At 68.5% G+C, this 26,114-nt stretch carries 28 protein-coding genes; 12 read left to right on the forward strand and 16 right to left on the reverse strand.

The window, feature by feature from the left end; all coding sequences use genetic code 11:
• Nucleotides 1-1,005, reverse strand: a complete 1,005-nt coding sequence (locus tag HLAC_RS08325; protein ID WP_015910398.1) for a hypothetical protein — start codon at nucleotides 1,003-1,005, stop codon at nucleotides 1-3.
• Nucleotides 1,006-1,158: 153 nt separating this feature from the next.
• On the opposite strand from HLAC_RS08325, the gene HLAC_RS08330 reads away from it, so the two are divergent.
• Nucleotides 1,159-1,521, forward strand: coding sequence for a DUF5518 domain-containing protein (locus HLAC_RS08330; RefSeq protein WP_015910399.1), 363 nt, complete (start codon nucleotides 1,159-1,161; stop codon nucleotides 1,519-1,521).
• A gap of 427 nt (nucleotides 1,522-1,948) precedes the next feature.
• On the opposite strand, the gene HLAC_RS08335 is transcribed toward HLAC_RS08330, so the two are convergent.
• The 3 genes from HLAC_RS08335 to HLAC_RS08345 all read right to left on the reverse strand — a co-directional run bounded on the left by HLAC_RS08335 (nucleotide 1,949) and on the right by HLAC_RS08345 (nucleotide 3,498).
• Nucleotides 1,949-2,422: a redoxin domain-containing protein gene (locus tag HLAC_RS08335; protein ID WP_049933706.1), complete on the reverse strand. Its 474-nt coding sequence runs from the start codon at nucleotides 2,420-2,422 to the stop codon at nucleotides 1,949-1,951.
• 102 nt (nucleotides 2,423-2,524) lie between these two features.
• The gene (locus tag HLAC_RS08340) at nucleotides 2,525-3,028 is read right to left on the reverse strand and encodes a DUF367 family protein (protein ID WP_015910401.1); all 504 of its coding nucleotides are present in this window, start codon (nucleotides 3,026-3,028) and stop codon (nucleotides 2,525-2,527) included.
• A 173-nt stretch (nucleotides 3,029-3,201) separates the two neighbouring features.
• Nucleotides 3,202-3,498, reverse strand: a complete 297-nt coding sequence (locus HLAC_RS08345; protein ID WP_049933436.1) for a hypothetical protein — start codon at nucleotides 3,496-3,498, stop codon at nucleotides 3,202-3,204.
• Nucleotides 3,499-3,626: 128 nt separating this feature from the next.
• Between HLAC_RS08345 and HLAC_RS08350 the strand changes: the two genes are divergently transcribed.
• From HLAC_RS08350 to HLAC_RS08360, 3 genes are all read left to right on the forward strand, one after another.
• Nucleotides 3,627-4,382: a coenzyme F420-0:L-glutamate ligase gene (locus HLAC_RS08350; protein ID WP_015910402.1), complete on the forward strand. Its 756-nt coding sequence runs from the start codon at nucleotides 3,627-3,629 to the stop codon at nucleotides 4,380-4,382.
• 2 nt (nucleotides 4,383-4,384) lie between these two features.
• Nucleotides 4,385-5,368: a 5,10-methylenetetrahydromethanopterin reductase gene (locus HLAC_RS08355; RefSeq protein ID WP_015910403.1), complete on the forward strand. Its 984-nt coding sequence runs from the start codon at nucleotides 4,385-4,387 to the stop codon at nucleotides 5,366-5,368.
• 159 nt (nucleotides 5,369-5,527) lie between these two features.
• Nucleotides 5,528-7,195 (forward strand): methyl-accepting chemotaxis protein, encoded by a 1,668-nt coding sequence (locus HLAC_RS08360; protein WP_049933708.1) that lies wholly within the window; start codon nucleotides 5,528-5,530, stop codon nucleotides 7,193-7,195.
• Between the two features lie 24 nt (nucleotides 7,196-7,219).
• On the opposite strand, the gene HLAC_RS08365 is transcribed toward HLAC_RS08360, so the two are convergent.
• Nucleotides 7,220-7,459: a DUF8024 family protein gene (locus HLAC_RS08365; protein WP_015910405.1), complete on the reverse strand. Its 240-nt coding sequence runs from the start codon at nucleotides 7,457-7,459 to the stop codon at nucleotides 7,220-7,222.
• Nucleotides 7,460-7,597: 138 nt separating this feature from the next.
• Between HLAC_RS08365 and HLAC_RS08370 the strand changes: the two genes are divergently transcribed.
• The 5 genes from HLAC_RS08370 (at nucleotide 7,598) to HLAC_RS08390 (ending at nucleotide 12,828) form a co-directional block, all read left to right on the forward strand.
• Nucleotides 7,598-9,469 carry a site-2 protease family protein gene (locus HLAC_RS08370; protein WP_015910406.1) on the forward strand — a complete coding sequence of 624 codons (1,872 nt, stop codon included), beginning with the start codon at nucleotides 7,598-7,600 and terminating at the stop codon, nucleotides 9,467-9,469.
• 82 nt (nucleotides 9,470-9,551) lie between these two features.
• The gene (locus HLAC_RS08375; RefSeq protein ID WP_015910407.1) at nucleotides 9,552-10,841 is read left to right on the forward strand and encodes an ornithine cyclodeaminase, nickel-pincer nucleotide-dependent; all 1,290 of its coding nucleotides are present in this window, start codon (nucleotides 9,552-9,554) and stop codon (nucleotides 10,839-10,841) included.
• Complete coding sequence (locus HLAC_RS08380) at nucleotides 10,838-11,353, forward strand: GNAT family N-acetyltransferase (protein WP_015910408.1); 516 nt, start codon at nucleotides 10,838-10,840, stop codon at nucleotides 11,351-11,353. The genes HLAC_RS08375 and HLAC_RS08380 overlap by 4 nt, the downstream gene beginning before the upstream one ends.
• An 88-nt stretch (nucleotides 11,354-11,441) precedes the next feature.
• The gene (locus HLAC_RS08385; protein ID WP_015910409.1) at nucleotides 11,442-11,867 is read left to right on the forward strand and encodes a universal stress protein; all 426 of its coding nucleotides are present in this window, start codon (nucleotides 11,442-11,444) and stop codon (nucleotides 11,865-11,867) included.
• Nucleotides 11,868-11,955: 88 nt separating this feature from the next.
• Nucleotides 11,956-12,828 carry a sulfurtransferase gene (locus tag HLAC_RS08390; protein WP_015910410.1) on the forward strand — a complete coding sequence of 291 codons (873 nt, stop codon included), beginning with the start codon at nucleotides 11,956-11,958 and terminating at the stop codon, nucleotides 12,826-12,828.
• Between the two features lie 217 nt (nucleotides 12,829-13,045).
• Here HLAC_RS08390 and HLAC_RS08395 read toward each other — a convergent pair whose 3' ends face one another.
• Nucleotides 13,046-14,947 (reverse strand): S9 family peptidase, encoded by a 1,902-nt coding sequence (locus HLAC_RS08395; RefSeq protein ID WP_015910411.1) that lies wholly within the window; start codon nucleotides 14,945-14,947, stop codon nucleotides 13,046-13,048.
• 83 nt (nucleotides 14,948-15,030) lie between these two features.
• On the opposite strand from HLAC_RS08395, the gene HLAC_RS08400 reads away from it, so the two are divergent.
• Nucleotides 15,031-15,264, forward strand: coding sequence for a YgaP family membrane protein (locus HLAC_RS08400; RefSeq protein ID WP_015910412.1), 234 nt, complete (start codon nucleotides 15,031-15,033; stop codon nucleotides 15,262-15,264).
• 79 nt (nucleotides 15,265-15,343) lie between these two features.
• On the opposite strand, the gene HLAC_RS08405 is transcribed toward HLAC_RS08400, so the two are convergent.
• From HLAC_RS08405 to HLAC_RS08440, 8 genes are all read right to left on the reverse strand, one after another.
• The gene (locus tag HLAC_RS08405) at nucleotides 15,344-15,700 is read right to left on the reverse strand and encodes a nuclear transport factor 2 family protein (protein ID WP_015910413.1); all 357 of its coding nucleotides are present in this window, start codon (nucleotides 15,698-15,700) and stop codon (nucleotides 15,344-15,346) included.
• Nucleotides 15,697-16,902 carry a potassium channel family protein gene (locus tag HLAC_RS08410; RefSeq protein WP_015910414.1) on the reverse strand — a complete coding sequence of 402 codons (1,206 nt, stop codon included), beginning with the start codon at nucleotides 16,900-16,902 and terminating at the stop codon, nucleotides 15,697-15,699. The genes HLAC_RS08405 and HLAC_RS08410 overlap by 4 nt, the downstream gene beginning before the upstream one ends.
• A 71-nt stretch (nucleotides 16,903-16,973) precedes the next feature.
• Nucleotides 16,974-17,516 carry a double winged helix-containing putative transcriptional regulator gene (locus HLAC_RS08415; RefSeq protein ID WP_015910415.1) on the reverse strand — a complete coding sequence of 181 codons (543 nt, stop codon included), beginning with the start codon at nucleotides 17,514-17,516 and terminating at the stop codon, nucleotides 16,974-16,976.
• A gap of 13 nt (nucleotides 17,517-17,529) precedes the next feature.
• Nucleotides 17,530-18,468, reverse strand: a complete 939-nt coding sequence (gene mch, locus HLAC_RS08420) for a methenyltetrahydromethanopterin cyclohydrolase (RefSeq protein WP_015910416.1) — start codon at nucleotides 18,466-18,468, stop codon at nucleotides 17,530-17,532.
• Between the two features lie 56 nt (nucleotides 18,469-18,524).
• Complete coding sequence (locus HLAC_RS08425) at nucleotides 18,525-18,854, reverse strand: hypothetical protein (protein ID WP_049933439.1); 330 nt, start codon at nucleotides 18,852-18,854, stop codon at nucleotides 18,525-18,527.
• A 101-nt stretch (nucleotides 18,855-18,955) separates the two neighbouring features.
• Nucleotides 18,956-19,420 carry a DUF7969 family protein gene (locus tag HLAC_RS08430; RefSeq protein ID WP_015910418.1) on the reverse strand — a complete coding sequence of 155 codons (465 nt, stop codon included), beginning with the start codon at nucleotides 19,418-19,420 and terminating at the stop codon, nucleotides 18,956-18,958.
• A 63-nt stretch (nucleotides 19,421-19,483) separates the two neighbouring features.
• The gene (locus tag HLAC_RS08435) at nucleotides 19,484-20,035 is read right to left on the reverse strand and encodes a hypothetical protein (protein WP_015910419.1); all 552 of its coding nucleotides are present in this window, start codon (nucleotides 20,033-20,035) and stop codon (nucleotides 19,484-19,486) included.
• Between the two features lie 56 nt (nucleotides 20,036-20,091).
• Nucleotides 20,092-20,466 carry a hypothetical protein gene (locus HLAC_RS08440; protein ID WP_049933710.1) on the reverse strand — a complete coding sequence of 125 codons (375 nt, stop codon included), beginning with the start codon at nucleotides 20,464-20,466 and terminating at the stop codon, nucleotides 20,092-20,094.
• Between the two features lie 222 nt (nucleotides 20,467-20,688).
• Between HLAC_RS08440 and HLAC_RS08445 the strand changes: the two genes are divergently transcribed.
• A complete protein-coding gene (locus HLAC_RS08445; protein WP_049933712.1) occupies nucleotides 20,689-23,385 on the forward strand; it encodes an AAA domain-containing protein in 2,697 nt (898 codons plus the stop codon).
• Nucleotides 23,386-23,406: 21 nt separating this feature from the next.
• Here the strand turns inward: HLAC_RS08445 and HLAC_RS08450 are convergent, their stop codons facing one another.
• Both HLAC_RS08450 and HLAC_RS08455 read right to left on the reverse strand, forming a co-directional pair.
• A complete protein-coding gene (locus HLAC_RS08450; RefSeq protein WP_015910422.1) occupies nucleotides 23,407-24,123 on the reverse strand; it encodes a DUF47 domain-containing protein in 717 nt (238 codons plus the stop codon).
• 105 nt (nucleotides 24,124-24,228) lie between these two features.
• Nucleotides 24,229-25,305, reverse strand: coding sequence for a phosphoribosylaminoimidazolesuccinocarboxamide synthase (locus HLAC_RS08455; protein ID WP_015910423.1), 1,077 nt, complete (start codon nucleotides 25,303-25,305; stop codon nucleotides 24,229-24,231).
• A gap of 178 nt (nucleotides 25,306-25,483) precedes the next feature.
• On the opposite strand from HLAC_RS08455, the gene HLAC_RS08460 reads away from it, so the two are divergent.
• Nucleotides 25,484-26,044 carry a tRNA (cytidine(56)-2'-O)-methyltransferase gene (locus HLAC_RS08460; protein WP_015910424.1) on the forward strand — a complete coding sequence of 187 codons (561 nt, stop codon included), beginning with the start codon at nucleotides 25,484-25,486 and terminating at the stop codon, nucleotides 26,042-26,044.
• Nucleotides 26,045-26,114 lie beyond the last annotated feature (70 nt).

Consider the following 26,114-nt stretch of genomic DNA (forward strand, 5'->3'; position numbering starts at 1 on the left):
TCAGAGCCGGGCCGCGAGTGCGAGAAAGAGGAGGCTGAACGGTGCCGTTAAGAGCGTCAACAGCACCCCGGCCGCACCCTCACCGGCTGCGAGGGCCATCGCGAGGCCGACGACGAGCGAGGATGAGCCCACGATCGCAAGGATGACGCGCTCCGGGACGCTGGCTCGGTCCGGCCCGTCGCTCCGCGCGAGCGTCGTATCCAGTCCCCGCTCGACGTCGTCGGCGAGGTGGGTTGGAACGAACAGCCACGGTGTCGAGCGGTACCACGCGTTCCCTCGGTACGCGAGCAGGAACACGGTCGTCCACGGGAGGTCGATCCGGCGCGTCCGGATCACGGACCCGAGGTCGTCCGAGCGCGTCCGGTCGTGGCTCCGGTAGGTCCGATCGATCGTCTCGGCGGCTGGGTCAAGCCGCAGGTCCGTCCCGCGCGATCTCGCGATCACCGGGAAGAGCGTGGCGAACCCGACGAGCAGCGGGGCGAACCCCGAGAACAGCGATAGCGCGGCCGAGAACGGACCGGGACCGATCGCCGCCGCGATGCCCGCGAGCACGGCTCCAGCCCCGGCGAGGGTCCAGCCGAGACGGAATTGCGAGGGGTCGAACGAGTAGTTGCCGAACTGCGACCGCAGCTCTCGGCGTCGCTCCGGGGAGGTCAGGTCGTACGCTACGAGCCAGTAGAGCAGCGACATCGGCCCGCCGACGAGGAGGATGACGAGTACCACCCACATCGACGCCGGCGGCCCGCCACCGCCGAGCAGCGAGAGGCCGACACCGGCAGCGACGAACAGCAGCGTCGCAAGGACGAGCACGCCCACGGTCACGCTCGCGCCGAACGCCAGCGACCGCAGGCGCTCGAACCGAACCGGTCCCCACTCGATGGGCTCCGTGTCGGGATCGGTGTCGGGGCCAAGGAGAGCGACGGAATCGACCTCGGAATCCGCGTCGCACTCTCGGTCGGCCGGCGACTGCGTCCCGTCGATCGAGGCGCTGGAGTCGGAGGGCATAGCCGGTCGTTTGACCGGTGACGGCTTAAATTTCGGTCGCCGCATCGGTCGGAAAACGGGTGTCAGCCGCTCCGATCGGGGTCGCGTCCGCGTATTTAAAATGAGAACAGACGCGGCGGCGAGTATTTACCCCGCGACCGGGAACAGAAGGGTATGACTGACTGGCGCGCCGTCGGCTACGGGTTCATCGTGATGTTGATCGCCGGGCTGCTCGCGACGTTCGCCCCAATCGTCGGCCACATCGGCGCGGGGCTAATCGGGGGGTTCGTCGCCGGCTACGTCGCCGGCGGCGGGCTGCTCTCGGGGACGTGGCACGGCCTGCTCGCGGGATCGGTGAGCGGGATCGTCGTCACCCTCATTCTGGCCGCGTTCGGCGGGCTCGTGGGACTTGCTGGCGGTCCCATCGGTAGCCTGCTGGGCGGCGCGGGCGTGCTGGTTGCCGGGCTGTTCCTGACGCTCCTGTTCGCGATCGACTCGGCGCTCGCGGGCGCGATCGGCGGCGTACTCGGCGACTGAGTCGCTTTCTTCGAGATCACTCGGGCCGGCGGAGTCGGTAGGTGTTGCCTGCTGTCGGCGCGCGCCTGTGAGCGAGCCGAAGGCTCGCGAACGGCACCGTGCGAGGGAGTCGGAGCGGCGCTTATAAGCGCCGCTCCGACGAGGCTGGGGGGGGGGGGCGTGAGGCTGCGGGGTGGTGTGGGGTGGGGTGGGATTCAAAGCCCCAGCCGGCGAGGACGAAGCTCGGCGCAGTAAGCACCGCAGCGAAGGAGTGTCAGCGACTGAGCGAGGCGCACAACAAGCCGCGCGAGTCGTCGCCGGCTGGAGATTTGGAGGTGTTCACCGCCGATCTGCTAACAGCCATTTATAAGCGAACTGCTAGAGCGCTGGAGGAGTTAACTCCCAGATCGAGGTCATCTATTTATAAAGAATATCGACCGAGTACGCTCTACGCGCTCTCGACCGCGTCGAGGACGGCGTCGTAGTCCGGCTCGTTCGTCGGGTCGTCGGAGACCCAGTCGTAGACGATCTCGCCGTCGTCGTCGATCACGAACACCGCCCGATTGGCGACTCCGTAGAGGCCGAGGTCGGCGATGTCTATCTCCAGCCCGTACGCTCGGATCGCGTCGCCGGCCGTGTCGCTCACGAGGTCGAACTCGATCCCGTGCTTCTCGCGGAACGCGCCCTGCGAGAACGGGGAATCGGCGCTGACGCCGAGCAGCGTCCCGCCGGCGTCCTCGAACTCGGCGACGCGCTCCTGAAACGCCACCATCTCGCTCGTGCAGGGGGGCGTGAACGCGCCCGGGAAGAACGCGAGCACGACCGGCCCGTCGCCGATGTGATCGTCGAGGTCGAACGATTCGTGGTCGCTCGTGCCGACCGTCGCGGTGAACGTGGGTGCGGCGTCGCCTGTGGATACCATCGTCATGTAATACGAGCGACTTGTCCAAAAGGCTTGTCGCGCTCACGTTCGGGACCGGGATCCGTTTTGGTCGTTGACCCCGCAGATCGCCCGGGAGCCGAGCTACTCCCGATCGAGGTACTCCTGTTGGATCGCGACGACCTCGGCGGAGTCCTCGCAGGCGGCGTACCGCCGGAGCGGTTCCTCGTTGAGTTCGAGGAACGTCTCGCCCCACGTGAACTTCGCCATAATCCGTTCGGCGTGGTCAAGCTCGCCGAGGATCGCGAGCGCGGCCGCGAACGCCTCGACGGTGGTGAGCTGCATCGGACGCCCGAAGTTCACGGGGTTGGCGGCGACGAGGTACGGGAGCGCGCGATGCTCGCCGGGGAGGCTGAACATCTTCTCGCCCGCTGACTCCCACGAGCAGTCGAGCGCGACGAGCGCGTTCTCGTTGGCGAGGTCGGCGTCGGCGGGTGACAGCGCGCGCTCGGCGTGGGGGTTGAGCACGATTCCGTAGGGCGTGTCGCGGTCGGAGCGGTGCAGTTCGGCGAGATCGAACCGCGCGAGCTTCCGGGCCGTACACTTGTCGGGGTCGTCGTCGCCCTCGTACCGAACGTGGAGGTCCACGAGTACGAGATTGGTGGGTTTGTTTATAAGCCGTGCGGAGCGTCAGGGGATGTCGGCAACGTTACGGGCGATCGGTGACACGTGATCGACGACTCCGCGGTGAACACTCACAAAGCCCCAGCCGCGCTCGGCTGCCCCTTTGAGTCCCACCCCGACCGCACAGCACCGCAACCTCACACCTCCCCAACCTCGCCGCTCGCTCGGGGCTCTCTTCGGTCGCCCACATCGCTCGCGGCGTCCCTCGCGCGGCGCTCTCTTCGGTCGCCCACATCGCTCGCGGCGTCCCTCGCGCGGCGCTCTCTTCGGTCGCCCACATCGCTCGCGGCGTCCCTCGCGCGGCGCTCTCTTCGGTCGCCCACATCGCTCGCGGCGTCCCTCGCGCGGCGCTCTCTTCGGTCGCCCACATCGCTCGCGGCGTCCCTCGCGCGGCGCTCCTCGTGGCCTGTCGGCCACTCGGAGGCGCGCGCCACCGCAGTTCGGTTTATAATCGATCGTCGCCACAACTCGTGCCGAACCCACTTCCCACCCCCAAAACCTGATACCGTCAAACCGGCCCGGTACCGGCGGGGTTTTTCCTCGTCGCCACCCACCGGTTCGTATGGAGCTGTTCGCCGTTCCGGGCCTCCCGGAGATCCGGGACGGAGACGATCTGGCGGCCATGATCGACGAGCGCGTCGACCTCCGCGAGGGCGACGTGGTCGTCGTCGCCAGCACGGTCGTCTCCAAGGCGGAGGGGCGGACCTTCGACCTCTCGGACTTCCCGGCGAGCGAGCGCGCGGAGGCGGTCGCCGACCGGCTCGCCGAAATCGCCGGCGAGGAGAAGGACCCGCGCTTCGCGCAGGCCGTCATCGAGGAGTCGACGGAGCTGATCATGGAGGCGCCGTTCCTCCTCACTGCGACCCGCTTCGGCCACATCGGCGTCAACGCCGGAATCGACCAGTCGAACGTCCCCGACGGCGACCTACTGCTGCTCCCGGAGCGCCCCTCCGAGAGCGCGGCGCGCATTCGCGAGGGGATCGCGGCCGACCGCGTCGTCGTCAGCGACACCTGCGGGCGCCCGTTCAGACACGGCCAGCGCGGGGTCGCGATCGGCTGGGCCGGGCTCCCGGCCAGCCGCGACTGGCGCGGCGAGCGCGACCGCGACGGCCGCGAGATGGGCGTCACCGTCCAGAACGTGATCGACGAACTCGCGTCGGCCGCCAACCTCGTCGCCGGCGAGGGCGACGGCGGCACCCCGGTCGTCGTCGTCCGCGACTGGGAATTCGGCGACCACGACGGCTCGGACAACCACTTCCGCGAGGTCGAGGGCGACTTCGTGCGGCAGGCCCTCCGGCAGTGGACATTCGACGACTAACCATGCTCGGTATCGAACTCACCCCCGAACACGACCTGCACCGCCTCGTCGACCTCGGCGTCCGCGCCGAGGCAGCCGGCTACGACGCCGTCTACTCGACGTGTCACTACAACAACCGCGACCCGTGGGCGTTCCTCTCGCAGCTGGCGACCGCCACGGACTCGGTCCGGCTTGGCCCGGGCGTCGCCAACCCCTACGAGACCCACCCGGTGACGCTCGCCTCGCGAGTCGCCACCCTCGACGAGCTGTCGGAGGGCCGCGCCGTCTTCGGGCTCGGCCCGGGCGACCCCTCGACGCTCCGGAACCTCGGGCTCGAAGACGAGCGCGGGCTCCGCCCCGTCTTAGAGGCGTTCAAGACCGCCCAGAAGCTCTGGGCCGGCGAGCGCGTCGACCACGAGGGCACCTTCGACGCCGCGGGCGCCGGACTCAACTACGAGCCCCCGCAGGGCGCCGACATTCCGGTCCACGTCGGCGGCGAGGGCCCGCACATGTGCCGGATGGCCGCGAAACACGCCGACGGGCTGCTGTTCAACGGCTCGCATCCGAAGGACCTCGCGTGGGCTCGCGAGCAGGCCGACGACGGGCTTGCCGATCGACCTGACCATCGCGGCGACTTCGATCTGATCGCCTACGCCGCGGTCTCGGTCGCCGAAGACGAGGCGGCGGCCCGCGAAGCCGCCCGCCCGCCGGTCGCGTTCATCGCCGGGGGCGCGGCGCCGCCCGTCTTGAAGCGTCACGGCATCGACCCGGCCGCCGCCAGCGAGGTCGGCGACCGCGTCTCGGCCGGCGAGTTCTCCGCGGCCTTCGAGCGCGTGACCCCCGAGATGATCGACGCGTTCTGCATGGCGGGCACCCCCGAGATCGTCCGCGAGCGCGCCGCCGCCGTCGCCGAGCACGCCGACGGCCTCGTGGTCGGGTCGCCGCTCGGCCCGGACCTGGAAGGCGCGGTCGACCTCGCGGCCGAGGCCGTCGACGGCCTCTTTTAAATCGCTCGCGAGGTTCTCGCGGATCGAGAATCGGGAATCGCCCCTGATAACTCCGGGGTGAGCTTCATAACCCGCTTGCGTCGAGTTCCGTGCATGTCGACGACACGACAGCGACGCCCGGGTCTCCGCGGGCGGTACGAAGACCTTCTGTGGGGCATGATGGACCGCCTCGGGATCTCCGAATCGATAGAGCGCAAGGTCGTCACGGCCGTCGGGATTCAGTTTCTCGTCACGGTCGGGATCTTCCTCGTGCCGTTTCTGGTCTCCGGGACGCTCTCGTACGTCCTCTCCGGTGCCCTGTTTCTCGGCGCCGTCCTCGCGATCTACAACACGCTGCTCATCGTGCGGCGCGACTTTGTCGCCCCGCTCCGACAGCTGGAGACTGGCGCCGACGCGATCGCTTCGGGCGAGGTTGACGCAGTCGACGCGGTCGGTGCGAAAGACGCCTCCGGCATCGCGCTGGCCGGCAGCGACCAGCCCGACGAGATCGGGAGCCTCGTGAACTCGTTCGCCGAGGTCGAGCGCTACCTCGGGACCGTCTCCGCGCAGGCGGAGTCGCTGGCGGCACAGGAGTTCGACGACCCCGCGCTCGACGAGGATGTACCGGGCGCGTTCGGCGATTCGCTCGACGAGATGGCCGCGAACCTCGAAGCGTACACGACGGAGCTCGAGTCGCTCGTCGACGCCTTCGGCGACGCGGCGGGACGCGCGCGTGACGGCGACCTGACCGCGACGATCGACGACGGAGCGCTGGCGACCGACGAGGATCGGTACGTCGAGCTTGTCGGGAACTACAACCGGCTCGTGACCACGCTCGGCGGGACGGTCGGGGAGGTCGCGTCGTTCACCGGCGACGTCGCGGACGCGAGCGGTGACGTGCGCGCGAGCATGGACGAGGTCGACGACGCCAGCGAGGAGGTCGCACGCTCGGTCCAGGAGATAAGCAACGGCGCCGCCGAACAGACCGAGGAGTTGGAGTCGGTCTCCGGCGAGATGAGCACGCTCTCGGCGACCGTCGAGGAGATCGCGGCGTCGGCCGACGACGCGGCCGCGACGGCCCGAAACGCGGCGGAGCGAGGGCAAGCCGGCCGCGAGGAAGCGGCCGAGGCGATCGAGGAACTGGAGGCGCTCGAAGCCAGCATCGCCGAGACGGCGACGGCGGTCGAAGACCTCGTCGACCGGGTCGGCGAGATCGACGAGATTGCCTCCGTGATCGACGGGATCGCCGAGGAGACGAACCTGCTCGCGTTAAACGCCTCCATCGAAGCGGCACGGGCCGAGGGCTCCGGCGACGGGTTCGCGGTCGTCGCCGACGAGGTGAAGGCGCTCGCCGAGGAGACCCGCGAGGAGGCCGCCGAAATCTCCGGGCGCATCGACGAGGTGCAGGCGGCGTCCGCGGAGACCGCCGCCGACGTGGACGAGATGGAGTCGCAGGTGTCGGACGGCGTCGACACGATCGAGTCCACGCTCCGGGAGTTTGAGGAAGTCGTCGAGGACGTGACGACCGTCGACGAGACGGTTCAGGAGATAAGCGAGGCGACCGACGACCAGGCGCGGACGACGCAGGAGGTCGTCGACATGGTCGACGACATCGCCTCGGTCAGCCGGCAGACAGCGACGGAGGCGGAGACCGCTGCCGCCGCGGCCGAGGAACAGACCGCAACGGTGTCCGAGGTCACTCGCCGGGTCCACGCGCTCTCGGACCAGTCGGACGAGCTGCTCGCGACGCTCGACGAGTTCGACGTTCCCGAGAGCGATGAGGACTACGCGTCCCCGTCCGGGGTGAAACATCCCGGAGCACCGGCTGCGGGCGCGGACGACGACTGAAGAACGGACCGATATCGTGAAGCGCTACTCCGTCGGACCGCGACCGCCGAGTGAGGGGAGCGTCACGCCGATCTCCTGTAAGAGGGCACCGACCACCGCGTAGCCGAATGCGGCCATCGCGCCCCCGAGCAGGATCTGCCCGACGACGACGAGGAGCGCCGAGATCGGATCGCCGGCACCGAGGATCAGGTCGTTCAAGAACAGGTCCACGAATCGTCCCACGTCCCCGACGAGCCGGGAGACGACATCGATGAGCGCCATCATGGCCGCGAGTTGGACCGGGGGGTACTTGGGTGTTGAGTTCGCGGCCGTCTCTCAAAACTGGTACAGCGGACTGCGACCGGCGGCCACCGATTTCGATAACCGAACGGCTTACACCCGACCGACACGGACCTGTTCGTCATGAACGCCCTGACGGACCTGTTCGCCGAGAACACGCTGTTGTGGGTCCTCACGGGGGTCCTCGCGTACTCCGCGGCCGCGATGTGGCTTCGGAACCGCGGGGCCCTCCCCGACTCTGTCCGCGTCTCCGGACCTGTATTGACCCTCCGCACCCTCCGTGGTCGAGCGTTCCTCGACCGGCTCGCCGCGCCGAAGCGTCTCTGGCGGGCCGTCGCGAACCTCGGACTCGGCGGTGCGCTCGTCGCGATGGTGGGATCGTTCATCCTCATCCTCTCATCGGCGCTCTCGGCGATTCGCACCGTCCAGCCCTCCGCGATCCAACAGCCGCAGAACTTCCTCATTATCCCCGGCGTGAACGACTTCCTCCCCCTGTCGGTCGCACCCGAGATCGTCGCCGGGCTCGCGGTCGCGATGGTCGTCCACGAGGGGGCACACGGCCTGCTGTGCCGCGTCGAGGGGATCGACATCGAGTCGATGGGGCTCGTCTTCTTCACGTTCCTCCCCGTCGGCGCCTTCGTCGAGCCGAACGAGGAGGCGACCCAGGAGGTCTCCCGCGGCGCCCGTGCCCGGATGTTCGCCGCCGGCGTCACCGCGAACACGGTCCTCACGGTCCTCGTCTTCGCGCTGCTTTTCGGTCCGGTCGTCGGCGCCATCGCGCCGGCGCCCGGCTACGCCGTTGGCGAGGTGACCCCCGAGTCGCCGGCCGCAGCGGCCGATATCGCGCACGGCGACCGGTTGGTCGCGGTCGCGGGGACGCCGGTCGACACCGCGGACGAGTTCGAGGCCGCGATCGCCGACGCCGGCGAGACGGTGAGCGTCACGGCCGACGACGGTGACGGAGAGCGGACCGTCGAGGTTGAGCGCCGGCTCCACGTGATCGGGTCCGCAGGTGGGAACCCGCTCGGCGTGACGATCGAGTCGGAGCCGGTGGCGATCACGTCCGTCAACGGCGAGTCCGTGGCGACCGAGCAACAGTTCCTCGACGCCGTCGGCGACGCCGAGCGCGCGACGGTGACCGTCGACGCCGACGGCGCGGCCAACGCCACGATCGATTCCGAGACGACCGAGATCCCGATCGGTGCGTACGCCCTCGGCGTGCAGGAGGACGGGCCGCTTCACGCCGAGGGTGCGCCCCTCGGTGAGCCGCTGACGATCGTCTCGATCGACGGGGAGCGCGTCCGGAATAACGACGAGCTCTCGGCAGTGCTCGGCGAGCGCGAGCCCGGAACGACCGCCGAGGTCGTCGCGTACGACGCCGACGACGAGCGCGTCAGCTACGACGTTGAGCTCGACTCGCACCCGAACCGCGACGGCGGGTTCATCGGCGTGGGCGTCTTCCCCGGCTCCAGCGGACTCGCGCTCGACGACTTCGGCGTCTCGGAGTACCCGGCCGGCGCGTACCTCGAACTGCTCGGCGGCGACGGCGGCGAGGGTGCGACCAACGGGCTCGCGCTCACCGGGCTCACGGACTCCCCGCTCGGGCTCGTGTTCGCCTCGCTCATCCTCCCGCTCGGCAGCCTGTTCGGGCTCCCGTTCAACTTCGCGGGATTCACCGGCGAGATGACCAACTTCTACGTGGTTGAGGGCGCGTTCGCCGCCTTCGGCGGCGGGACGTTCCTGCTCGCGAACCTCCTCTTCTGGACCGGGTGGATCAACATCCAGCTCGCGCTGTTCAACTGCCTGCCGGCGTTCCCGCTCGACGGGGGCCGCATCCTTCGGATGGTCGCCGAGGCGGTGGTCAGCCGGGTCCCGATCTCCGACCGGCATGCCGCGGTCCGAACGATCACAGTCTCCTCCGGGCTCGTGATGCTCGCCGGGCTGATCATGATGATCTTCGGCAACCAGATCCTCGGGGCGCTCGGGCTGCTCTAGTCCGGCGTCGAAGATCGAGTGAGCCCCTCGCGACCTTCGACGAATGGGAAACGCGTTTCTCTGTGGGGCGAAAGCGTAACCCATGAGCCACTCACGCACCGTCGAAATCGAGGGCCACATCATCGACAGCGGGACGATGCAGCGCTGTTTCGGCGCGGTGATGGATCTCGGCGGCTCCTTCGACGTCGAGCAGTTCGACGTGGGAAAACACGAAGATGTGGAGTCGTACTGCCGGATGGCGGTGTCGGCCGACGACCCGGAGACGCTCCAAGCGATCCTCCACGAGCTCCACCAGAACGGCGCGGTGCTGGAGAACCCGACCGACGTGGAACTCGTGGCGGCGCCCGCGGACAAAGTCGTCCCGCCGAACTTCTACTCCACCACAAACCACCCGACAGAGGTGCTGTACGACGGCGAGTGGATCGACGTCGAGCGGATCGAGATGGACTGCGCGCTGATCGTGGAACCCGACGGCGGTCCGGATGGGGATCCCCGAGCGTACACGAAGGTGCTCAACGCGGTCGAGGAGGATGATCTCGTCGCGACCGACCAGTCCGGAATCCGCGTGAACCCTCCCGAGCGCCCGCGCAGCGGGGGCGGCGCGTTCGGCTTCATGCAGGGCGGCGTCTCCTCTGAGCGCCCCTCGGAGTCGACGATCCGAGAGGTCGCCGAGGAGCTCCGCGAGGTGACCGAGGCCGGCGGGAACGTGATGGTCGTCGCCGGCCCCGCGGTGATCCACTCGGGAGCGGGCGACGCGCTCGCCGAGCTGGTCGAGGCAGGCTACGTCGACGCGCTCTCGGCGGGCAACGGCTTCGCCACCCACGACCTCGAGCGCTCGCTGTACGGCACCTCGCTCGGGATGGACGTGGAGACGCTCGAACACCCGCGGAAGGGCCACAAACACCACATCTGGACCATCTCGGAGATCATCCGCGCGGGCGGGATCGAAGCCGCCGTCGAGGACGGGATCATCGGCGAGGGCGTGATGTACCAGTGCGTGCAAAACGATGTCGACACCGTGCTTGCGGGCTCGATCCGCGACGACGGCCCGCTTCCGGACACGATCACCGACGCGGTCGAGGCGCAGAACGCGATCCGCGATCAGGCCCACGACGCCGACATCGTGTTGATGCTCGCGACGCTGCTCCACTCCGTCGCGGTCGGGAACTGCCTCCCGTCGACGACCAAGACCGTCTGCGTCGACATCAACCCCGCTACCGTCACCCAGCTGCTCGACCGCGGCTCGGCGCAGGCGGTCGGGATGGTCACCGACATCGGGACGTTCGTCCCCACGCTCGCGGAGTTCGTGCTGGAAGGGGAGGAGGCGGGAGCGAACGACGAGGCGGCGATCACCGAGGACTCAGACGCGTGACCGCCGCCCTCCGGCCGTACGATCCCGAAACCGACGCCGACGCGCTGTACGAGATGAAGACCGCCTTCGAGCGCGGGCTTGGCGAGTCGACCGGCGGGGACGAGAAGGCCGCCGCCTACGAGGGGAAGCTTACCGACGACTACCGCGAGTCGTGGCTCGCGTGGGTGGATCGGTGCGTCTCTGACGACGAGCGGTGCGTGACCGTCGCGGTCGAGGAGGAGGAGGGCAACGACCCGAACCTCGTCGGCTACGTCTTCGTGCTCCCCGAGCGCCTCGCGATGATCTGGGATGCAGCCGTGATCAACGAGCTCTACGTCGTGCCTGAGTCTCGCGGAACCGGCGTCGCCGACGAGCTGATGGGCGCCGCCGTCGCGCTCGCCGGCGATCAGGACCTCCCGCTCGACCGGATCGTGCTCGACGTCGACCCCGCGAACGAGCGGGCCCAGCGGTTCTACGACCGTCACGGCTTCGAGCAGTGGGGCGAGATGGTGGCGCGTTCGCTCGACGGCTGAGTCTTCTAAGCCGCCGATCGGCGCCCGAATCTTCTGAACCCGGGAACCCCGGACAGGAGTTATGTGGGTGCCGGTACCATCTCCACGTATGAGCTATCTTGTTGCAACCGACGGATCGACCGAGAGCGACAAAGCCATCCGGTACGCCGCGCGGCAGGCGGTCGCGTTCTACGAGACGCTGGTGATCGCCCACGTGTTAACGCCCGACTCGGAGCTCATCGATGGGACGCTCATCCTCCCGGGCGAGGAGGCCGCCGTCGAGGCTGGCGAGGATATTCTCTCGAACGCCCGACGGCTCGCCGACGAGGCGGTCGGCGACGAGTCGATCGACATCGAGACGCAGTTGCTCACCGGACGGCCAGCCGATGCAATCACCGGGTACGCCCGTGAACAGCCGGTCGACGCCATCTACGTCGGCCACCGCGGGCTGAGCGAGGAGCGCGAGCAGGTCGTCGGCAGCGTCGCGAAGAGCGTCGTCGACAAGGCCAACGTGCCCGTGACGGTGATCCGGTAGCGCCGACGAATTCCCGGTGCGTCCGAGACGACGGCAATGACCACCCATACCGTACCTTCAAAACCGGTTGGACGCGTAACACGAGTCGATGACGGATGATGTACTCGTCACGGCGGATTGGGTGGAATCGAACCTCGACGCGTTCCAGGACGACGACTCGGACCTCCGGCTCGTCGAGATCAACAACCCGACCGTCACCGACGAGTCGGAGTATACGCCCTACGAAGAGGGCCACATCCCGGGCGCGCTGAACTTCGAGTGGGACGAGGTCTTCACCGATGAGACGGAGCGCGACATCGTCTCGAAGGCGGACTTCGCCGAGCGAAACGGCGCGGCCGGCATCGACGCCGACACGACGGTCGTGGTGTACGGCGGCGGTCGCGTCCCGAACTGGTTCGCGCTGTTCGGCTACTGGATCTACACGTACTACGGCCACGACGACGTGCGCGTGATCGACGGCGGGAAGGGGTACTGGGTCGACAACGACTACCCGCTCTCCACCGAGGCGCCCGACTTCACGTCCCGCGAGTACGAGGCCCGCGGTCCCTTCGAGAGCGTCCGCGCGTACAAGGACGACATCGACAAGGCGATCGAGGAGGGGATTCCGATGGTCGACGTGCGCTCGCCCGAGGAGTTCTCCGGCGAGGTCATCGCCCCCGAGGGGCTCAACGAGACGGCCCAGCGCGGCGGCCACATCCCCGGCGCGAGCAACGTCCCGATCGGGACCACCCTGAACGAGGACGGCACGTTCAAGAGCGCCGACGAGCTCCGCGAGCTGTACGCGGACGCCGGCGTCGACGGCGACGAGTCGACGATCACCTACTGCCGCGTCGGCGAGCGCTCGTCGATCGAGTGGTTCCTGCTCCACGAGCTGCTCGGCTACGACGACGTTCGCAACTACGACGGCTCGTGGACCGAGTGGGGGAACCTCGTCGGAGCGCCGATCGAGACCGGCGAGTAAGCGGCGTTCGCGTCCGCGCCACCGCACCATCATTTATAAGAGATCATCTCGGCCGCTCGCAACTGTTTATATACCGTATCGTCGCCACCAGCGTGCGATACCCACTCCCGTCATCGATCGCTGCTGTTCCCGCAGTGACCGCGACCGGATCGGAATGTGTCCCTGCCGAGAATTTCGACAGCGCCACGGGTTCCGGTCGCAGGAAGTCAGCGCTCCGCTAGTCGTCCAGCGAGGCGACCGCGGTCCGCTCCGCGCCGATCCGGCGGTCGAGGAAGTCGTCGAGCAGTTCCAGCGACCGGATCTTCTGGTCGATGTCGCCGGAACCGTGGCCCTCCTCGCCGAGCTCCTCGTACTCGTAGTCGACGCCCTCCTCGAAGCCGGCGTCGTCGAGCGCGTCCCGAAGAATTCTGGCCTGCGAGACCGGCACCCGCGGATCGTTCACGCCGTGGACGATCAGGAGGGGCGCGTCGAGGTTCTCGACGTGGGTCACGGGACTGCGCTCGCGGTAGAGCGCCTCGTTCTCGTCTGGCTCGCCGAGGTTCTTCACCATCAGCTCCGTCCGGAAGTGCGGCATCGTGTTCTCGTACATGTCGAACAGATCGCTCACGCCGACCCACGCGATCCCAGCGGCGTACAGGTCGGGGTACTGGACCATCTGCCAGTTTGCCGAGTAGCCGCCGTAGGAGCCGCCGTAGACGGCGACGCGATCCTCGTCGAGCCAATCGTATTCGTTGAGGACGTGCTCGACGCCGGTCGCCACGTCGCCCTGCTCGGCGCCGCCCCAGTCGTCGTACAACTCCTCGACGAACTCGCGGCCGCGCCCGGTGGAGCCGCGGTAGTTCACTTGCAGCACCGAGTAGCCGCGCGCGAGCAGGAACTGCACCCGGTAGCTGAACTGCCGACTGTCGCGGTGTCGTGGGCCGCCGTGCGGATTCACGATAAGCGGCGAGGGGCGGCGGCCGGAGTCGAACAGCAGTCCCTCGATCTCGAACTCCTCGTAGGGGGCGTGATCGACTGCCCGCGCCGGGGTCTCCGGAACGCCGTCGGAGACGAACGAGACCGTCTCGGGCTCGACGAAGTCGTCGGGCGCGAACGGGCCGTACTCGGCGTCGAGAACCGTCTCCGTCGCGTCGCTCGCGAGGTCGTACGCGACCAGCTCCGGCCGCCGGCTCGACGTGGTCCGGTACGCCAGCAGGCGGTCGTCGGCCAGTCGACCCTCAGTCACGTTGGCGACGCCGGCCGGGAAGTCGAGCTCGCGCGCCTCACCCGTCTCGACGTCGTAGATTACGGGCACCGTCACGGCCCCGCGCGTCCGGCTCGCGACGAATTGGTCGCCGGCCTCCAGGAAGTGGCTCGGCGACTCCTCGAACTCGTCGCCGCCGAACCAGGTCACGTCGGCGGCGCCGGAGACGTCCCCACTCAGGTCGACGATCCCGCTGCGATTCAGATCCTCGGTGTTGTCGCTCACGAGGAGTCGGTCGCCGTCCGGCCCCCAGTCGATCGGGGCCGCCTCCGCGCCCACGTCGCCGATATCGAGGTTCCGTGGGTTCGACCCGTCGGCGTCGGCGACGTACACGTCGAGGTTCTCGTAGGCGTCGGTCTCGTTGGTCGCGTACGCGATCCGGTCGCCGTCGGGCGCCAGTTCGCCGGCGGCGACGGCGCGCTCGTAGTCGGTGAGTTTCGTCGTCTCGTCGCTCTGCAGATCGTGGCGATAGAGGTTCATCTGCCCGTCGCGACTGGAGCCGAGCAGGAGCGTCTCGCCGTCCTCGCTCACGCTGTGGAGACGGAGCTGGCCGTCCATCTCGACGATCGGCTCGCTCTCGCCGTCAAGCGACATCGCCCACACGTCGTGTTGTTCGTCGCCGTCCTCGTCCCGATGGTAAAAGAGCCGGTCGCCCGACGGATCCCACTCGAACCCGGCGCGGACCGAGCGCGGGACCTCGCCGTCGCTCAGCTGCTCTCGGTTCCCGTCGCGCGGATCGAGGAGGTGGAGCTCGTTTCGGCCGGTCACGTCGTAGTAGAGGGCTACCGTCTCGCCGTCGGGGGACACCCGCGGGCTCGCGATCGTCGGGAGAGAGGCGAGTTCGCGGAGCACGTCGGCGTCGTCAGTGTCAGACATCCGATCGCAAACGGCGAGCGTATCACCTTTAAGGTTTCCCGGCCGTGCAAACGTATTTACGGTTATGTGTTGTATTGTGGTGTGTGCAACAGAACGTCGGTGCGACGGACAAGCGCGTTAGAACCGCCCTCGGAGCGGTTTTCGGGATCGCCTCGATCGGGACCCTCAGCGGTGCTGTGTCGCTCCCCGAGATCGCCGCGCCCGTGCTCGGTGTCGCCTCCCTCCTCATGCTCGGCACCGCTGCGACCGGCGTCTGCGGGCTCTACGCGCTGCTCGGCGTCGACACGTGTCCGGTGTCGGCGGTCGATTCGCGGTAGGTCGGTCCAGTCGAGCGGTTATTTATAAGTGGCCGTGGCTGTCGTCGTCGGCTCTTTATAATTCGTCGTCGACTCGTTATCAATCGTCGTCCGACGCGGCGTACGTCTCCAGCGCGGTGAGACGCCCGTCCGCGACGGAAAAAACGTCCACGAACGCGAACACCTCGTCGCCGTCGGCGTCGAGCAGCCGGCCGTGGACGGCGACGCCGGGACCATCGGGGTACACCGCGTCGACGGCGTGGCTCGTGTCCGTCATCGGGCGCTCGTCGCGCATGAACGCGACGAAGCGGCCGCGGCCCTCGAAAGTGCGGTCCGGGCGTCGCTGGACGAACTCGGGGGCGAGCAACGTAGCGAGCCGGTCGTAGTCGCCGGTATCGAGCGCGTCGTAGTACGCGCGGACGAGCCGCGCGGGATCGTCGGTCGGAGGTGTCGTCACGCCGCGAGCGCCTCGAACTCCTCGGCCGAGGTGCGGGTCCCCTTCGAGAGGACAGCGTCGCCGGCCCGGAGGGTGGTGTCGATGTCGTGACCGACGAGCCACCCCTCGTCGGGCCGGCGGATCGCGATGACGCTCGTCGAGATATCAGTCGCGGGGATTCCGTTCTCGATCCGGGTGCCGTCGAGGTTGCTCCCCTCGACGATCACGGTCCGGGTGATGATCTCGTCGGACTCTTGGACCGCCATCTCCACGACGGGGTGGACGCCGATGTCGCGCATGACGCCCTCGGTAATCTCCAGGGCGGCGTCGGAGATCTCTTCGGTCGCGACACCGAGGTGTATCAGCCCGCGCAGCGACACGGGGTCGTCGGCCTCCTGGGCGGCCCGGAGGGTCCACGCTTCGAACCGCGACTGGAGCGCGTCGACCTCGATCTCCAGGTTCGACACCTCTTCGGCGAGCGCCTCGTTGTCGAAGAGGACAGAGCCGTACGCCAGATCGACCGCCAGCTCCGAGAGATTCTTCATCAACACGATGGAATCGACCGCGCGCTCTAAGTCGTTGATGGCGGGCTCCGGTGGCTCGTTCGGGTCGAACGGGTCGCCAGTCAGCGTCGGATGGACATCGACGACCCCCGTTTCGGGCCCGCGGAGGAGCGTCACGTCGCCGACCTCGATCTGGGTCTTCGGGCCGGGGTTGAAGATCCAGTCGTCCTCGCGCCGGATCGCGATGACGCGTACGCCCGTCTTCGACTCGAGGTCGATGTCCTTCAGCGTCCGCCCCGCATACGCGGAGTCGGCCGACACGGTGCCGCGGACAAGCGTCTCGACGCCCTCGGTGAGCGCGCCGCGCATCGCGTCGGGGAGGCCGATCTCCTCGGTGACGATCTTGGCGATGTCGCCGGCGGCGTCGGAGATCTTGTCGGCCGCGCCGACCACACCGAGTACCGGCGCCAGCGTCTCGGCCTCGTCCGGGCTCCGGGCCGCGAGCATGAGGCTCATGCGCGCGCGCATCTGGAGCACGTCCATTCGGTGTTCGAGTTCGACGACCTCGTGGGCGATCGTCGGGCTCCCGTGGAGGACCGCGGAGTACGACAGGTCGATCAGCAGCTCGGCGGTGTCTTTCATCTCCACGAGCAGGTCCTTCACGCTCGTCGGCTCGTACCGGACCCGCAGCGGTCCGTCCCGCCCGTCGAATCGTCCCATGCGATCACCGTCTCCGGCTCCGAGTAAAAGGCTTGTCACGGACCGGCTGTCGAACGCCGTAACACGGCGTTTCAGACCGCTTCGCCGGCGACGTAGGCGACCGAACTCGCTTCCGGAGCCTCGCTCTCACCCGCCTCACCCGCCTCGATCTCCTCGGCGAGGTCGACGAGCGCGAGCCACCGGAGGAGCCGATCGGCGCGCTCGCGCCACGTCGCCTCCCAGTTCGGGTCGCGGGCGCGGTCGTGCCGCGGGACCGACTCTCGGGTCGCCGCAAACAGTCCTTCGGGGGTAAGCGGGTCCGCGGGCGAGGCGTCTCTCAGGGCGGTAAGCGCCTCGGGAACGAGAAGCACACCGTCGCGGAGCCCCTCTCGGACGCGCTCCGGGGTCGGCTCGGCGTCGGTCCTGACGAATCCTCGGGATGTCTCCCGGGCCAGTCCGAGCGCGCGCAGGAACGCCAGCCAGTCGTTCGCGGTCTGGCGGTCGGAGAGCCCTCGGCGCTCGCGGAGCCGGGCACAGCAGTCGTCAGTGCTTCCCGGGACGAGCGGCACCGCCCGCTGGAACGCGCGGAGGTCATCGAGCGAGTCGGGGGGTTCGGGGACCGGCTTGAGACGCATCGTGGGGACCGCCTCAGCGGTAGCCGAACGACTCCGCGAGCAGCTCCTCGTCCGTCTCGCCGACCGTGTAGACGGGGCCGTCGACGACGTCGACGGTGACCTTCGCGGGCGCGAAGACGCGCTCGTCGACCTCGTAGAAGTCCCAGTCGGCGTCCTCGAACACCTCGACGAAGGGCGTCCCGTACTCCTCGCGGGCGGTCGAGACGATCTGGTCGAAGCGGTCGTCGTCTCGCGCGACCTGCAGGTGAACCTCCCCACCGTAGGCTAAGGCGTCGTTCGTCCGCCCCATCGCCAGATCCTCGTCGCGGGTGGCCGGGGCCATCGGTGCGGCGCCGGAGGCGTGGAGCACGTCGGTCGGCTCGTAGCCGAGCTCAAGCAGGCGGAAGACGGCGAGCTCCGCGGCGCGAGCCGCAGTCGCGACCGAGCCCGCGGTGGAGCCGGTCGCGTAGGCCGGCAGGAACACGCCCTCGGCCTCGACCTCGGCGAGGTCGGCGACGTGTTCGGCGACCTCCTCGGTCGGAAGCGTCGTCGACTCAACGGTGAGCGTCGCGAACTCGGAGGAGTCGTAGTAGCCGACGCGCTCGAACTCGGCCTCCTGTCCGACGAGCGCCCGGGCCGGCCCCGAGCCGAGTCCTTCGAAGCCGGAGTCGAAGGCGAGTTCCCAGCCGGCCTTCTGCGAGCAGAGCAGCGCGATCGCTGGGTGGTCGGTCGACAGCTCGACGTACTGACGCGGCGCCCCTGCGACCTCGCCCATGCGGGTGCGGAGATTCGCGAGCCCAGCGGTCTGGATCTCGGCGAGCAGCAGTCCCGCCTCGACGCCGCCCGCGGCGTCGATTCCGAAATCGACGACGGTGGCGCCGTTGTCCAGCTCGTAGCCGACGACGTCGAGCTCGCCGGCGAAGTCGAGCGCCTCGTCGACGAGCTCGATCGCGGTCCGGTTGATGCTTTCCATGCCCGACCGTTCTCGCTCCCGCAGTAAGTGGTTTGTCAGTCGTCGTCGTCAGCGTCTCAGTTACCGTCGCCGGCGGCGACCGGCTCGACGTGGAACACGTACCCCTCGTACGCGTCGTCCAGGTTCATCGGGGATTCGACGGCGGTGTGGTCCACACAGAGGAACGCCGTCGCCTCCACGGCGCCCGCCCCGGTTTCCTCCTGGTACCGCTCGGTGACAGAGAACGCCACGGGCTCGGAACAGCCCCGGCGGTGGCACTCGGTCGGCGGATCGGGGGTCGGCTCCAGTTCGTCGCCGCGTTCTCGGGCCTCCGAGATGTCTCGCTGTATCTGTCGGCGCTCCGCGTCGCGTGCCTGTTTGTCGCGCCCGGATTTGGTGTCCGCCATACGTCTCCCGTCGCGCTTCAGCCGCATAATGCTACGGCTGATTTTGACGAATGGCTCGGCTGACGCTCGCGGAAAGTTGGAGCCAATTCTCGCTTCCGATCCTACCAGAAGCCGCCGCCTGAGCCGCCTCCGCCCCCGTCAGGCCCCGGCGGACCACTCGGTCCGCGCGGCCCGCTCGGACGTGGATCGGGGTCGATCTCCACCAGTTCCGACTCGGCGCGCGGGTCGATCTCGCGGCCCTCCTCGTAGCGCACGAAGGAGAGGTAAAAGGGCTCGCCGCAGCTGGGGGCGTCGCGCGGTTCACCACTCGTTTCGCCCTCGTCACTCGTCTCGCTCACGTCCGGCCCGCGCACGCCGTCGTGCGGGTCCCAGTCGACCCCGTCACTCTCGCCGCAGACGAATCGGACGCCGTCGGCGTCGTCGCCCTCGAACGGCTCCGTCGGGTCGACGTACGTCCACCCTTCGAGGGGGTACGGCGTCACCGACTTGTCCGCGAGGTAGCCGTCGCGTTCCAGCTCGACGAGGGTCCCGCAGTGCGGACAGTAGTAGGTGACCGGATAGCTCATGTGGATCGTACGGTCGTTGTTTATAAAGGATCGTCGGCGGGTGAGGGAATGGAAGAGGTCCGGTCAGTGAAAGCCGCGGTCCACGTCGTCTTCGTCGATCAGGTCCTCCAGCTCGGACGAGAGAAGCTCCTCGGCCTCCTCGAAGGTGTCCGAGAGCTCGTCGAGCTCGTCCGGGCGGCCGTCGAACTCGTAGTCCATCGGGCCGAACGCCGGCGAGTCGATCGCCTCCATCACGTCCTCGAACAGGTGATCGGGGCTCGTAGGCGCCTCCGCGTGCACCTTCAGCGTCTCGCGGAGTCGGGTCGCGGCGTCCTCGGCCGCCGCCTCGTCCTCGGGCGGCGACCGCACCGCGAACCGTCCGGCCGACTCCTCGTTCGGGAGCAGGGGATCGAGCTCGTCGTCGACCCGGCGGGCGATCTTCGCGCCCACGCCGCGGAGGTCGCGGGGGTTCTTCGCGTACGTCTTCAGGTGGTAGACGCCGACGCTCGGGTGGCCGAAGTAGAGGTCCTCACCGAGCCCCTCGCGTCTGGAGCCAGCGACCGCGCGCCAGCCGTCGGGGTCGGTCGAGTCGCTTGCGACATCGGCGAGGATGTCGTCCCAGTCTCGCACGCGCATGTCGACGGATCCTTATAAGTGAGCGCGCTTGAGCGTGTCGGTGAGCGTCGATCGCCTCAGTCGTCGGCCGTGCGATACTCCGCGAAGAACAGCCACAGCGCGACCGCCAACAGTCCGACGCTGAAGATGCCGTTGACCGCGCCGAGGACGAGGAACGCGCGTCCGCCGAGGACCCAGACGACGCCGAGCGCGATGACGTGGACGACGCCGACGAGGTACACCGCCGGACTCCAGAACCGGGTGAAAAAGAGGCCGACACCGAAGACGAAGCTCCCGGCGACCGCGAGGAAGTGCGGCATCCCGGTCAGCGTCCAGACGTAGAGATTGATCCCGGCGATCCCGACCGAACACAACAGGCCGAGCCAGTAGAGCGCTCCCCACGATCCGACCTCGTCGACGCGGAACAGGGGCGCGGAACCGGTGTCGGTCATGGGGAATACACTCAGAGCATCGTCAAAACCGTTGTGCCGGGAGCGAGCCGACGCTGCCCCAGAACACGCGAGGTACAACAAGACCCGAAAACGGAACGTATCGAATCCCTCGCGGAACAGGCCCCACAGCATGAGACCGGCGACGTGGACGCTCACGGCGCTGTCTGCGAGCGCGACGATCCCCACCGACAGCGTTTTTCGAGGTCGCCGCCGATGACGGCCGTGAACGTTCGGGGGCCGATCCTCTCCGTCGGAGAGACACGCACGGTGTCGACGTCGTACGGCGATCGCGAGCTCCGGGAGCTCCGGATCCGGCCCGACCGCGGCGCCGGCGACGCGGTCGACGTGACGCTGTGGGGCAAGTGGACCGAGACCGCCGAGCACGCCGAACCGGGCATGGAACTGCTGGTCACCGACGCCGAGGAAGACGAGTTCGGCGGCGAGACGGGCTACGCGACCACGGGCGACTCGTGGGTCGTGCTCGAACCCGACTTCCTCGTCGACGTGACCGGGATCCGGTCGTGGGTGCAGTGCCCGCGGATGTACTATTTAAACAAGCTCTCCGGGATTCCGCTGAACTACCCGGTCGTCAAAGGGACCGTCGTCCACGAGGTGTTCGGCGACCTGCTGCGCGGGATGGAGTTAGAGGACTCCGTCGTCGACCGCGTTGAGGAGGCGGGCCTCGAACTCGGTCTGCTGGGCTACGAGCCCGAGGAGGTCGCCGACGAGGTGCGCCGGAACGCCGCCGCGATCGAGGGGTGGCTCTCGCAGGGCACGCTGACCGACGAGGACACGTGGCGGTCGGAGTTCACCCTCATCTCGCCGACGTTCGGCTTAAAAGGACGCGCCGACGCGCTCCGGCGCGGGACCCCCGTCGAGCTGAAGACCGGGAAAAACACCAAGCGGGAGCCGCGCTTCCACGACAAGATCCAGGCGGCCTGCTACGCGCTCATGCTTGAGGAGCGCGGCGTCGATCCCGATATCGGCACGTTGCTGTACACGAAGAATACCGCGCTCGATCGCAACGAGGAATCGGGCAATCTCGCGCCCGCCAAGGAGTTTTCCGTGGGTCAGGGCCTCTTGCAGTTCGTCGTCCGCGAGCGCAACGCCCTCGCGGCGATGGAGTGGCGCGCGCTCAACGACCGCGGCGAGCGCCCCACCGTCCCGACGGGGTACGAGGCCGACGCGAAGTGTCAGTACTGCTTCGAGCAGGACACCTGCATGGTCGTTTCCGGCCGGCTCGATCAGGAGTCGAAGGCGGGGTCGGTCGGCACGCCGGTCCCCAACGAGGAACGCGACTACTTCGACCGGTTTTACGTCGCCTTAGAGGAGGAGCGGCGTGAGACCCACGCCGAGTACCGGAAGCTGTGGGAGCAGACCCCAGAGGAGCGCGCCGCGGACGACCGCGCGCTGATCGATCTGGAACCGGTCTCACAGACCGAGATCGACGACGCTCGGTGGGAGCTCCGCGCTCGCAAGCCGGGCGACGCCGTCTCGAAGCTCCGCGAGGGCGACGTGGCACTTGCGAGCGACGGCGACCCCGTGACCGGCCACGGCGAACTCGGCCGCATCACCGCGCTGAGTGAGGACGAGGTCGTCGTCGAGACCGACGAGCCGGTCGAGCTCCGGCGGCTCGACGTGTACCCCTCCGAGATCTCCGTCGACCGCTCGCTCACCGCGCTCCACGACGCGATCTTAAAAGGGAGCGAGGCGCGCAAGGACGTGCTGTTCGGCCGGCGCGAGCCGGAGTTCCGGGATGCTGCTGACCGCCCCGCCGACGCCCCCGAGGCCTACATCGACAACAACGCATCCCAGAACGAGGCCGTCTCACTCGCCGTCGACGCCGAGGACGGCGCACTGATCCACGGGCCGCCGGGCACCGGGAAGACGTACACCATCGCTCGGACGATCCGCGCGCTCGTCGAAGAGGGGAACCGGGTGTTGCTCTCGGCGTTCACCAACCGGGCGGTCGACAACGCCTTGGAGGCCCTGCGCGATCAGGGCTTTGACGAGGTGCTCCGTGTCGGGAGCGAAACCGGCGTCCGCGACGACATGCAGGACGTGCGGCTCGTCCAGCGCGGCGACCCCAACGCGAAGGCCGCCGAACTGCGGGACGCACCGGTCGTCGCCGCCACCACCGCGGCCTGCGGCTCTCGCGTCCTCCGCGAGTGCGAGTTCGACGTGGCCCTCGTCGACGAGGCCTCACAGCTCACGGAGCCGGGCACCCACGCCGCGATCAACCGTGCGGACCGGTTCGTCCTCGTCGGCGACCACGAACAGCTCCCCCCGGTCGTGCGCGCGGAGAACGACCTCCAGACCTCTCTCTTCCAGCGGCTCATCGAGGAGTACCCCGACGCGAGCGTCATGCTCGACCGCCAGTACCGGATGAGCCAGCGCATCCAGGCGTTCGCCTCCGCGGAGTTCTACGACGGCGCGCTCCGCCCCGCGACCCCCGAAGTCGCGGGCCAGACCCTCCGCGACCTCGGCGTCGACCCCGCCGACCTCCCCGACGGGCTCGCGGGCGGCGTCGACTTCGACGACCCGGACGGGACCCGCGACGGGAACCGGAACGTTCGGGAGGCCGAGCGCGTCGCCGAGATCGTCGACGCCTACGTCGCCGCCGGCGTCGATCCGGACGACATCGGCGTCATCGCCCCGTTCCGAGCGCAGGTCGCCGAGATCGGTCGGCGGACCGCGGTCACCGTCGATACCGTCGATCGCTTCCAGGGCTCCTCGAAGGAGGTGATCGTCGTCTCGCTGGTCGCGACCGGCGATCTCGACGGCCCGATCTTCGAGGACCACCGCCGGATGAACGTCGCGCTCACGCGGGCGAAAAAGCAACTGACGCTGGTCGGCGACGACGATGCGCTCGCCTCGGAGCCGTTCTACGCGCGTATGCTGGAGTGGGCGCAGCGGTGAGGGGGCCGGTGGCTCGACCCCCTACTCCACGTCCGCGTCGGGGTCCGTATCGGTCACGATCCCCGGCTCCTTGCTCGCGATCACGACGATCCGATCGGTGAGGTCCTCGATCGTGTTCGCCAGTTCGTCCAACAGGATCGCGAGCTCTCGGTAGACGAGCGGCTGGTCGATGTCGGTGTCGGCGAAGGCGGTCTCGATGGCGTCGTTGCGGAGGTCGTCGCACTCGCTTTCCAGATCGCGGATCGCCTCGATGCCTTCGGTGAGCGTCTCGGTGGCGTCGCTCCGCGCAAGCCCGCGGACGAACCTTTCGACCACGTCGCCGAGGACCGCGGTCATCTTGGTGATCCGATCGGCCATCTCGCGCATGTCGCGGAAGGAGTCGGTGTCCGCGTCCGGCCGCATCATGGCCACCTCCTGAACGATCCGTTCGGTGTGGTTCGGGACCACGTCGAGCTCCTTATAAAAGTCGAGCAGCGCGGACTCGTTGAAGTTGATCCGGGTGTTCAACAGGCCAATGTCGTCCGGGCCGGCGTTGGTGATGACGCCCGTGATCTCCCTGACTTGGTCGTCGCACTCGCTTTCGAGGGCGGCAATTTCGTCGACCGTCTCGCGGTACGGGCCGCCGCTCGCGTACTCGTCGAAGGCCTGCGGGAGGAGGGCGACGCAGTCGTCGATCCGATCGAGGTACGTGGCGGTCTGGGCCTCGAGTCGTTCCCCGAAGTCGGCGTCGGTGGACATGTGCTGACCCACGCACGTTGGGGCTAAAGAGGTTCCCTCGCGTTTCGTCGATCGTGAGGGTTCGGGCGTTCTCTCCGGTGTCTGCAGTCGCATAGCTGCGCCCGGCTACAGCCCGTCGACCGTGTCGAGCGCCGCCTCGATATCGGGAACGTCGAACCACTCGCGATCGGTGTACGCGTTCGTCCCGGCCGCGTACAGCTCGGAGACCGCGTCAACGACCGCCTGCGGCAGCGGTTCGGGGTCGCGCTCGCAGAGTTCGCGCCAGTCGTCGATGTCGCGGTCGGCGACCGCCGTTTTTGCCTCTGTCACGGCCTCGACCCACGCGGGGTCGTTCGCCTTGTACCACTGGCGGACGACCTCCTTCGAGATCCCCCGTCCCCCGTAGGAAAAACGATTCTCGTCGAACGTGCCGACCACGTCGGCGACGCGGAGTTCGCCGTCCGTGTACAGGCACTCGATCTTTCCGTCCTCGTGGACGAAGCCGGCCGCCTCGGCGCGCTCGGTGACGACCCGGTTCACGTCGCGCGCGAGCGATTCGAGAGCGTCGATGTCGGCTCTGCCGGCGATCTGATCGGCCTCGGCGCGGGTCAGGTAGCGGTCCTGCTGTTCGTACTTCGTCGAGAACTCCACGACCGGCTCGGGGAGGTCGACCGGCCCGTCGGGCCACTCGTCGGCGTCGATATCGGGGTCCGCGTCGAGCCCGAAATCGGCGGGGTCGGCGCGCCGCCGCAGGCTGGACCCGACCGGGACCCGGTTCCGGAAGACGACCTCCAGCGGGACGAGGTAGTTCTCCCCGCCCGCGGCGTGGAAGGCGTCGTAGTCGTAGCCGGCCTCGGGGTCCTCGTAGGGAAGGTCGGGAACCTGCGTCAGGTCGATGGCCATCTCCGTCGGCGGGGCGGTCGCGTCGGCGAGCGGGACGATCCCGGTCTCACCCTCCTCGCCCGCGTCAACGTCCCGGCCGGGATCCGCGACGCCCCGGTAGTGGGTCGGGATGCCCTCGTCTTCCAGCAGTTCGAAGTTGAACGCGCCCATCGCACAGAGGCTCGCGCCCTTGCGCGGGATCGCGTCCGGCATCTGCCCCCAGTCGAACACCGAGTAGGCGTCGGTGAAGACGAACCGACCCCGGCCGAGCGAGTCGGCGGTCGCGGGCTCGTCGACGCGGAACTCCTTGACGCTCGTCATACTGCACCCGGCGACCGCCTCCCCCATGAATCTTTCACTTACGTGGTCACCTCTATCCGGTTTTGACGGGAACGATCCACGGTCGTGGCTATACTCGTCGGAAGGCCTGCCGTCGAGGAGGACGGCCCCGACTAGCCCGCATCGAAAGGACCACGCCGCTCGCGGGCGCACCGCCGGTATGCACGATGCGCGCGAGGTCGTCGTCCTCCGGTACGGCCACCGGCCGGGCCGCGACGACCGCATGACGACGCACGTTGGGCTCACGGCCCGAGCGCTCGGCGCCGACCGGGTGATCTTCCCAGACAACGCCGGGCAGTCGGCGGAGACGGTGCGAGACATCACCGACCGGTTCGGCGGCCCGTTCGCGGTCGAACTGCGCGACGACCAGAAGGCGATCGTCCGGAACTTCGAGGGCGTCGTCGTCCATCTCACGATGTACGGCGAGCGCGTCCAAGACGTGGAGGGAGACGTTCGCGAGTCGATCCAAGGGGGCGACGGCCTCCTGATCGTCGTCGGCGGCGAGAAGGTGCCGTGGGCGCTGTACGAGCGCGCCGACTTCAACGTGGGCGTGACGAACCAGCCGCACTCCGAGGTCGCCGGGCTCGCCGTGTTCCTCGACCGGCTGTTCGAGGGGACGGAGCTGGACCGCGAGTGGGAAGACGCCGACCGGCGGGTGATGCCGGAGGCGACCGGCAAGACGGTGATCGACGCCGACGAAGAGCGCAGCGACGGGGACTGATCCGGATCGGGGCGTACCATCCTCCGGTGGTACCGGCGTCGCACCGCTCGTCACCGTCGGCGAAACCGGT

The sequence above is a fragment of the Halorubrum lacusprofundi ATCC 49239 genome (genome assembly GCF_000022205.1).
In the GTDB taxonomy this organism is placed as follows: Archaea; Halobacteriota; Halobacteria; order Halobacteriales; family Haloferacaceae; genus Halorubrum; species Halorubrum lacusprofundi.

Coding starts and splice junctions, on each gene's coding strand:
- HLAC_RS08390 (WP_015910410.1), top strand. CDS start 11,956: ATGACGGATGATGTACTCGTCACGGCGGATTGGGTGGAATCGAACCTC.
- HLAC_RS08425 (WP_049933439.1), bottom strand. CDS start 18,854: ATGGCGGACACCAAATCCGGGCGCGACAAACAGGCACGCGACGCGGAG.
- HLAC_RS08385 (WP_015910409.1), top strand. CDS start 11,442: ATGAGCTATCTTGTTGCAACCGACGGATCGACCGAGAGCGACAAAGCC.
- HLAC_RS08410 (WP_015910414.1), bottom strand. CDS start 16,902: ATGGGACGATTCGACGGGCGGGACGGACCGCTGCGGGTCCGGTACGAG.
- HLAC_RS08350 (WP_015910402.1), top strand. CDS start 3,627: ATGGAGCTGTTCGCCGTTCCGGGCCTCCCGGAGATCCGGGACGGAGAC.
- HLAC_RS08450 (WP_015910422.1), bottom strand. CDS start 24,123: ATGTCCACCGACGCCGACTTCGGGGAACGACTCGAGGCCCAGACCGCC.
- HLAC_RS08440 (WP_049933710.1), bottom strand. CDS start 20,466: ATGACCGACACCGGTTCCGCGCCCCTGTTCCGCGTCGACGAGGTCGGA.
- HLAC_RS08375 (WP_015910407.1), top strand. CDS start 9,552: ATGAGCCACTCACGCACCGTCGAAATCGAGGGCCACATCATCGACAGC.
- HLAC_RS08395 (WP_015910411.1), bottom strand. CDS start 14,947: ATGTCTGACACTGACGACGCCGACGTGCTCCGCGAACTCGCCTCTCTC.
- HLAC_RS08460 (WP_015910424.1), top strand. CDS start 25,484: ATGCACGATGCGCGCGAGGTCGTCGTCCTCCGGTACGGCCACCGGCCG.
- HLAC_RS08355 (WP_015910403.1), top strand. CDS start 4,385: ATGCTCGGTATCGAACTCACCCCCGAACACGACCTGCACCGCCTCGTC.
- HLAC_RS08430 (WP_015910418.1), bottom strand. CDS start 19,420: ATGAGCTATCCGGTCACCTACTACTGTCCGCACTGCGGGACCCTCGTC.
- HLAC_RS08455 (WP_015910423.1), bottom strand. CDS start 25,305: ATGACGAGCGTCAAGGAGTTCCGCGTCGACGAGCCCGCGACCGCCGAC.
- HLAC_RS08370 (WP_015910406.1), top strand. CDS start 7,598: ATGAACGCCCTGACGGACCTGTTCGCCGAGAACACGCTGTTGTGGGTC.
- HLAC_RS08335 (WP_049933706.1), bottom strand. CDS start 2,422: ATGGTATCCACAGGCGACGCCGCACCCACGTTCACCGCGACGGTCGGC.
- HLAC_RS08325 (WP_015910398.1), bottom strand. CDS start 1,005: ATGCCCTCCGACTCCAGCGCCTCGATCGACGGGACGCAGTCGCCGGCC.
- mch (WP_015910416.1), bottom strand. CDS start 18,468: ATGGAAAGCATCAACCGGACCGCGATCGAGCTCGTCGACGAGGCGCTC.
- HLAC_RS08360 (WP_049933708.1), top strand. CDS start 5,528: ATGGACCGCCTCGGGATCTCCGAATCGATAGAGCGCAAGGTCGTCACG.
- HLAC_RS08330 (WP_015910399.1), top strand. CDS start 1,159: ATGACTGACTGGCGCGCCGTCGGCTACGGGTTCATCGTGATGTTGATC.
- HLAC_RS08415 (WP_015910415.1), bottom strand. CDS start 17,516: ATGCGTCTCAAGCCGGTCCCCGAACCCCCCGACTCGCTCGATGACCTC.
- HLAC_RS08435 (WP_015910419.1), bottom strand. CDS start 20,035: ATGCGCGTGCGAGACTGGGACGACATCCTCGCCGATGTCGCAAGCGAC.
- HLAC_RS08365 (WP_015910405.1), bottom strand. CDS start 7,459: ATGATGGCGCTCATCGATGTCGTCTCCCGGCTCGTCGGGGACGTGGGA.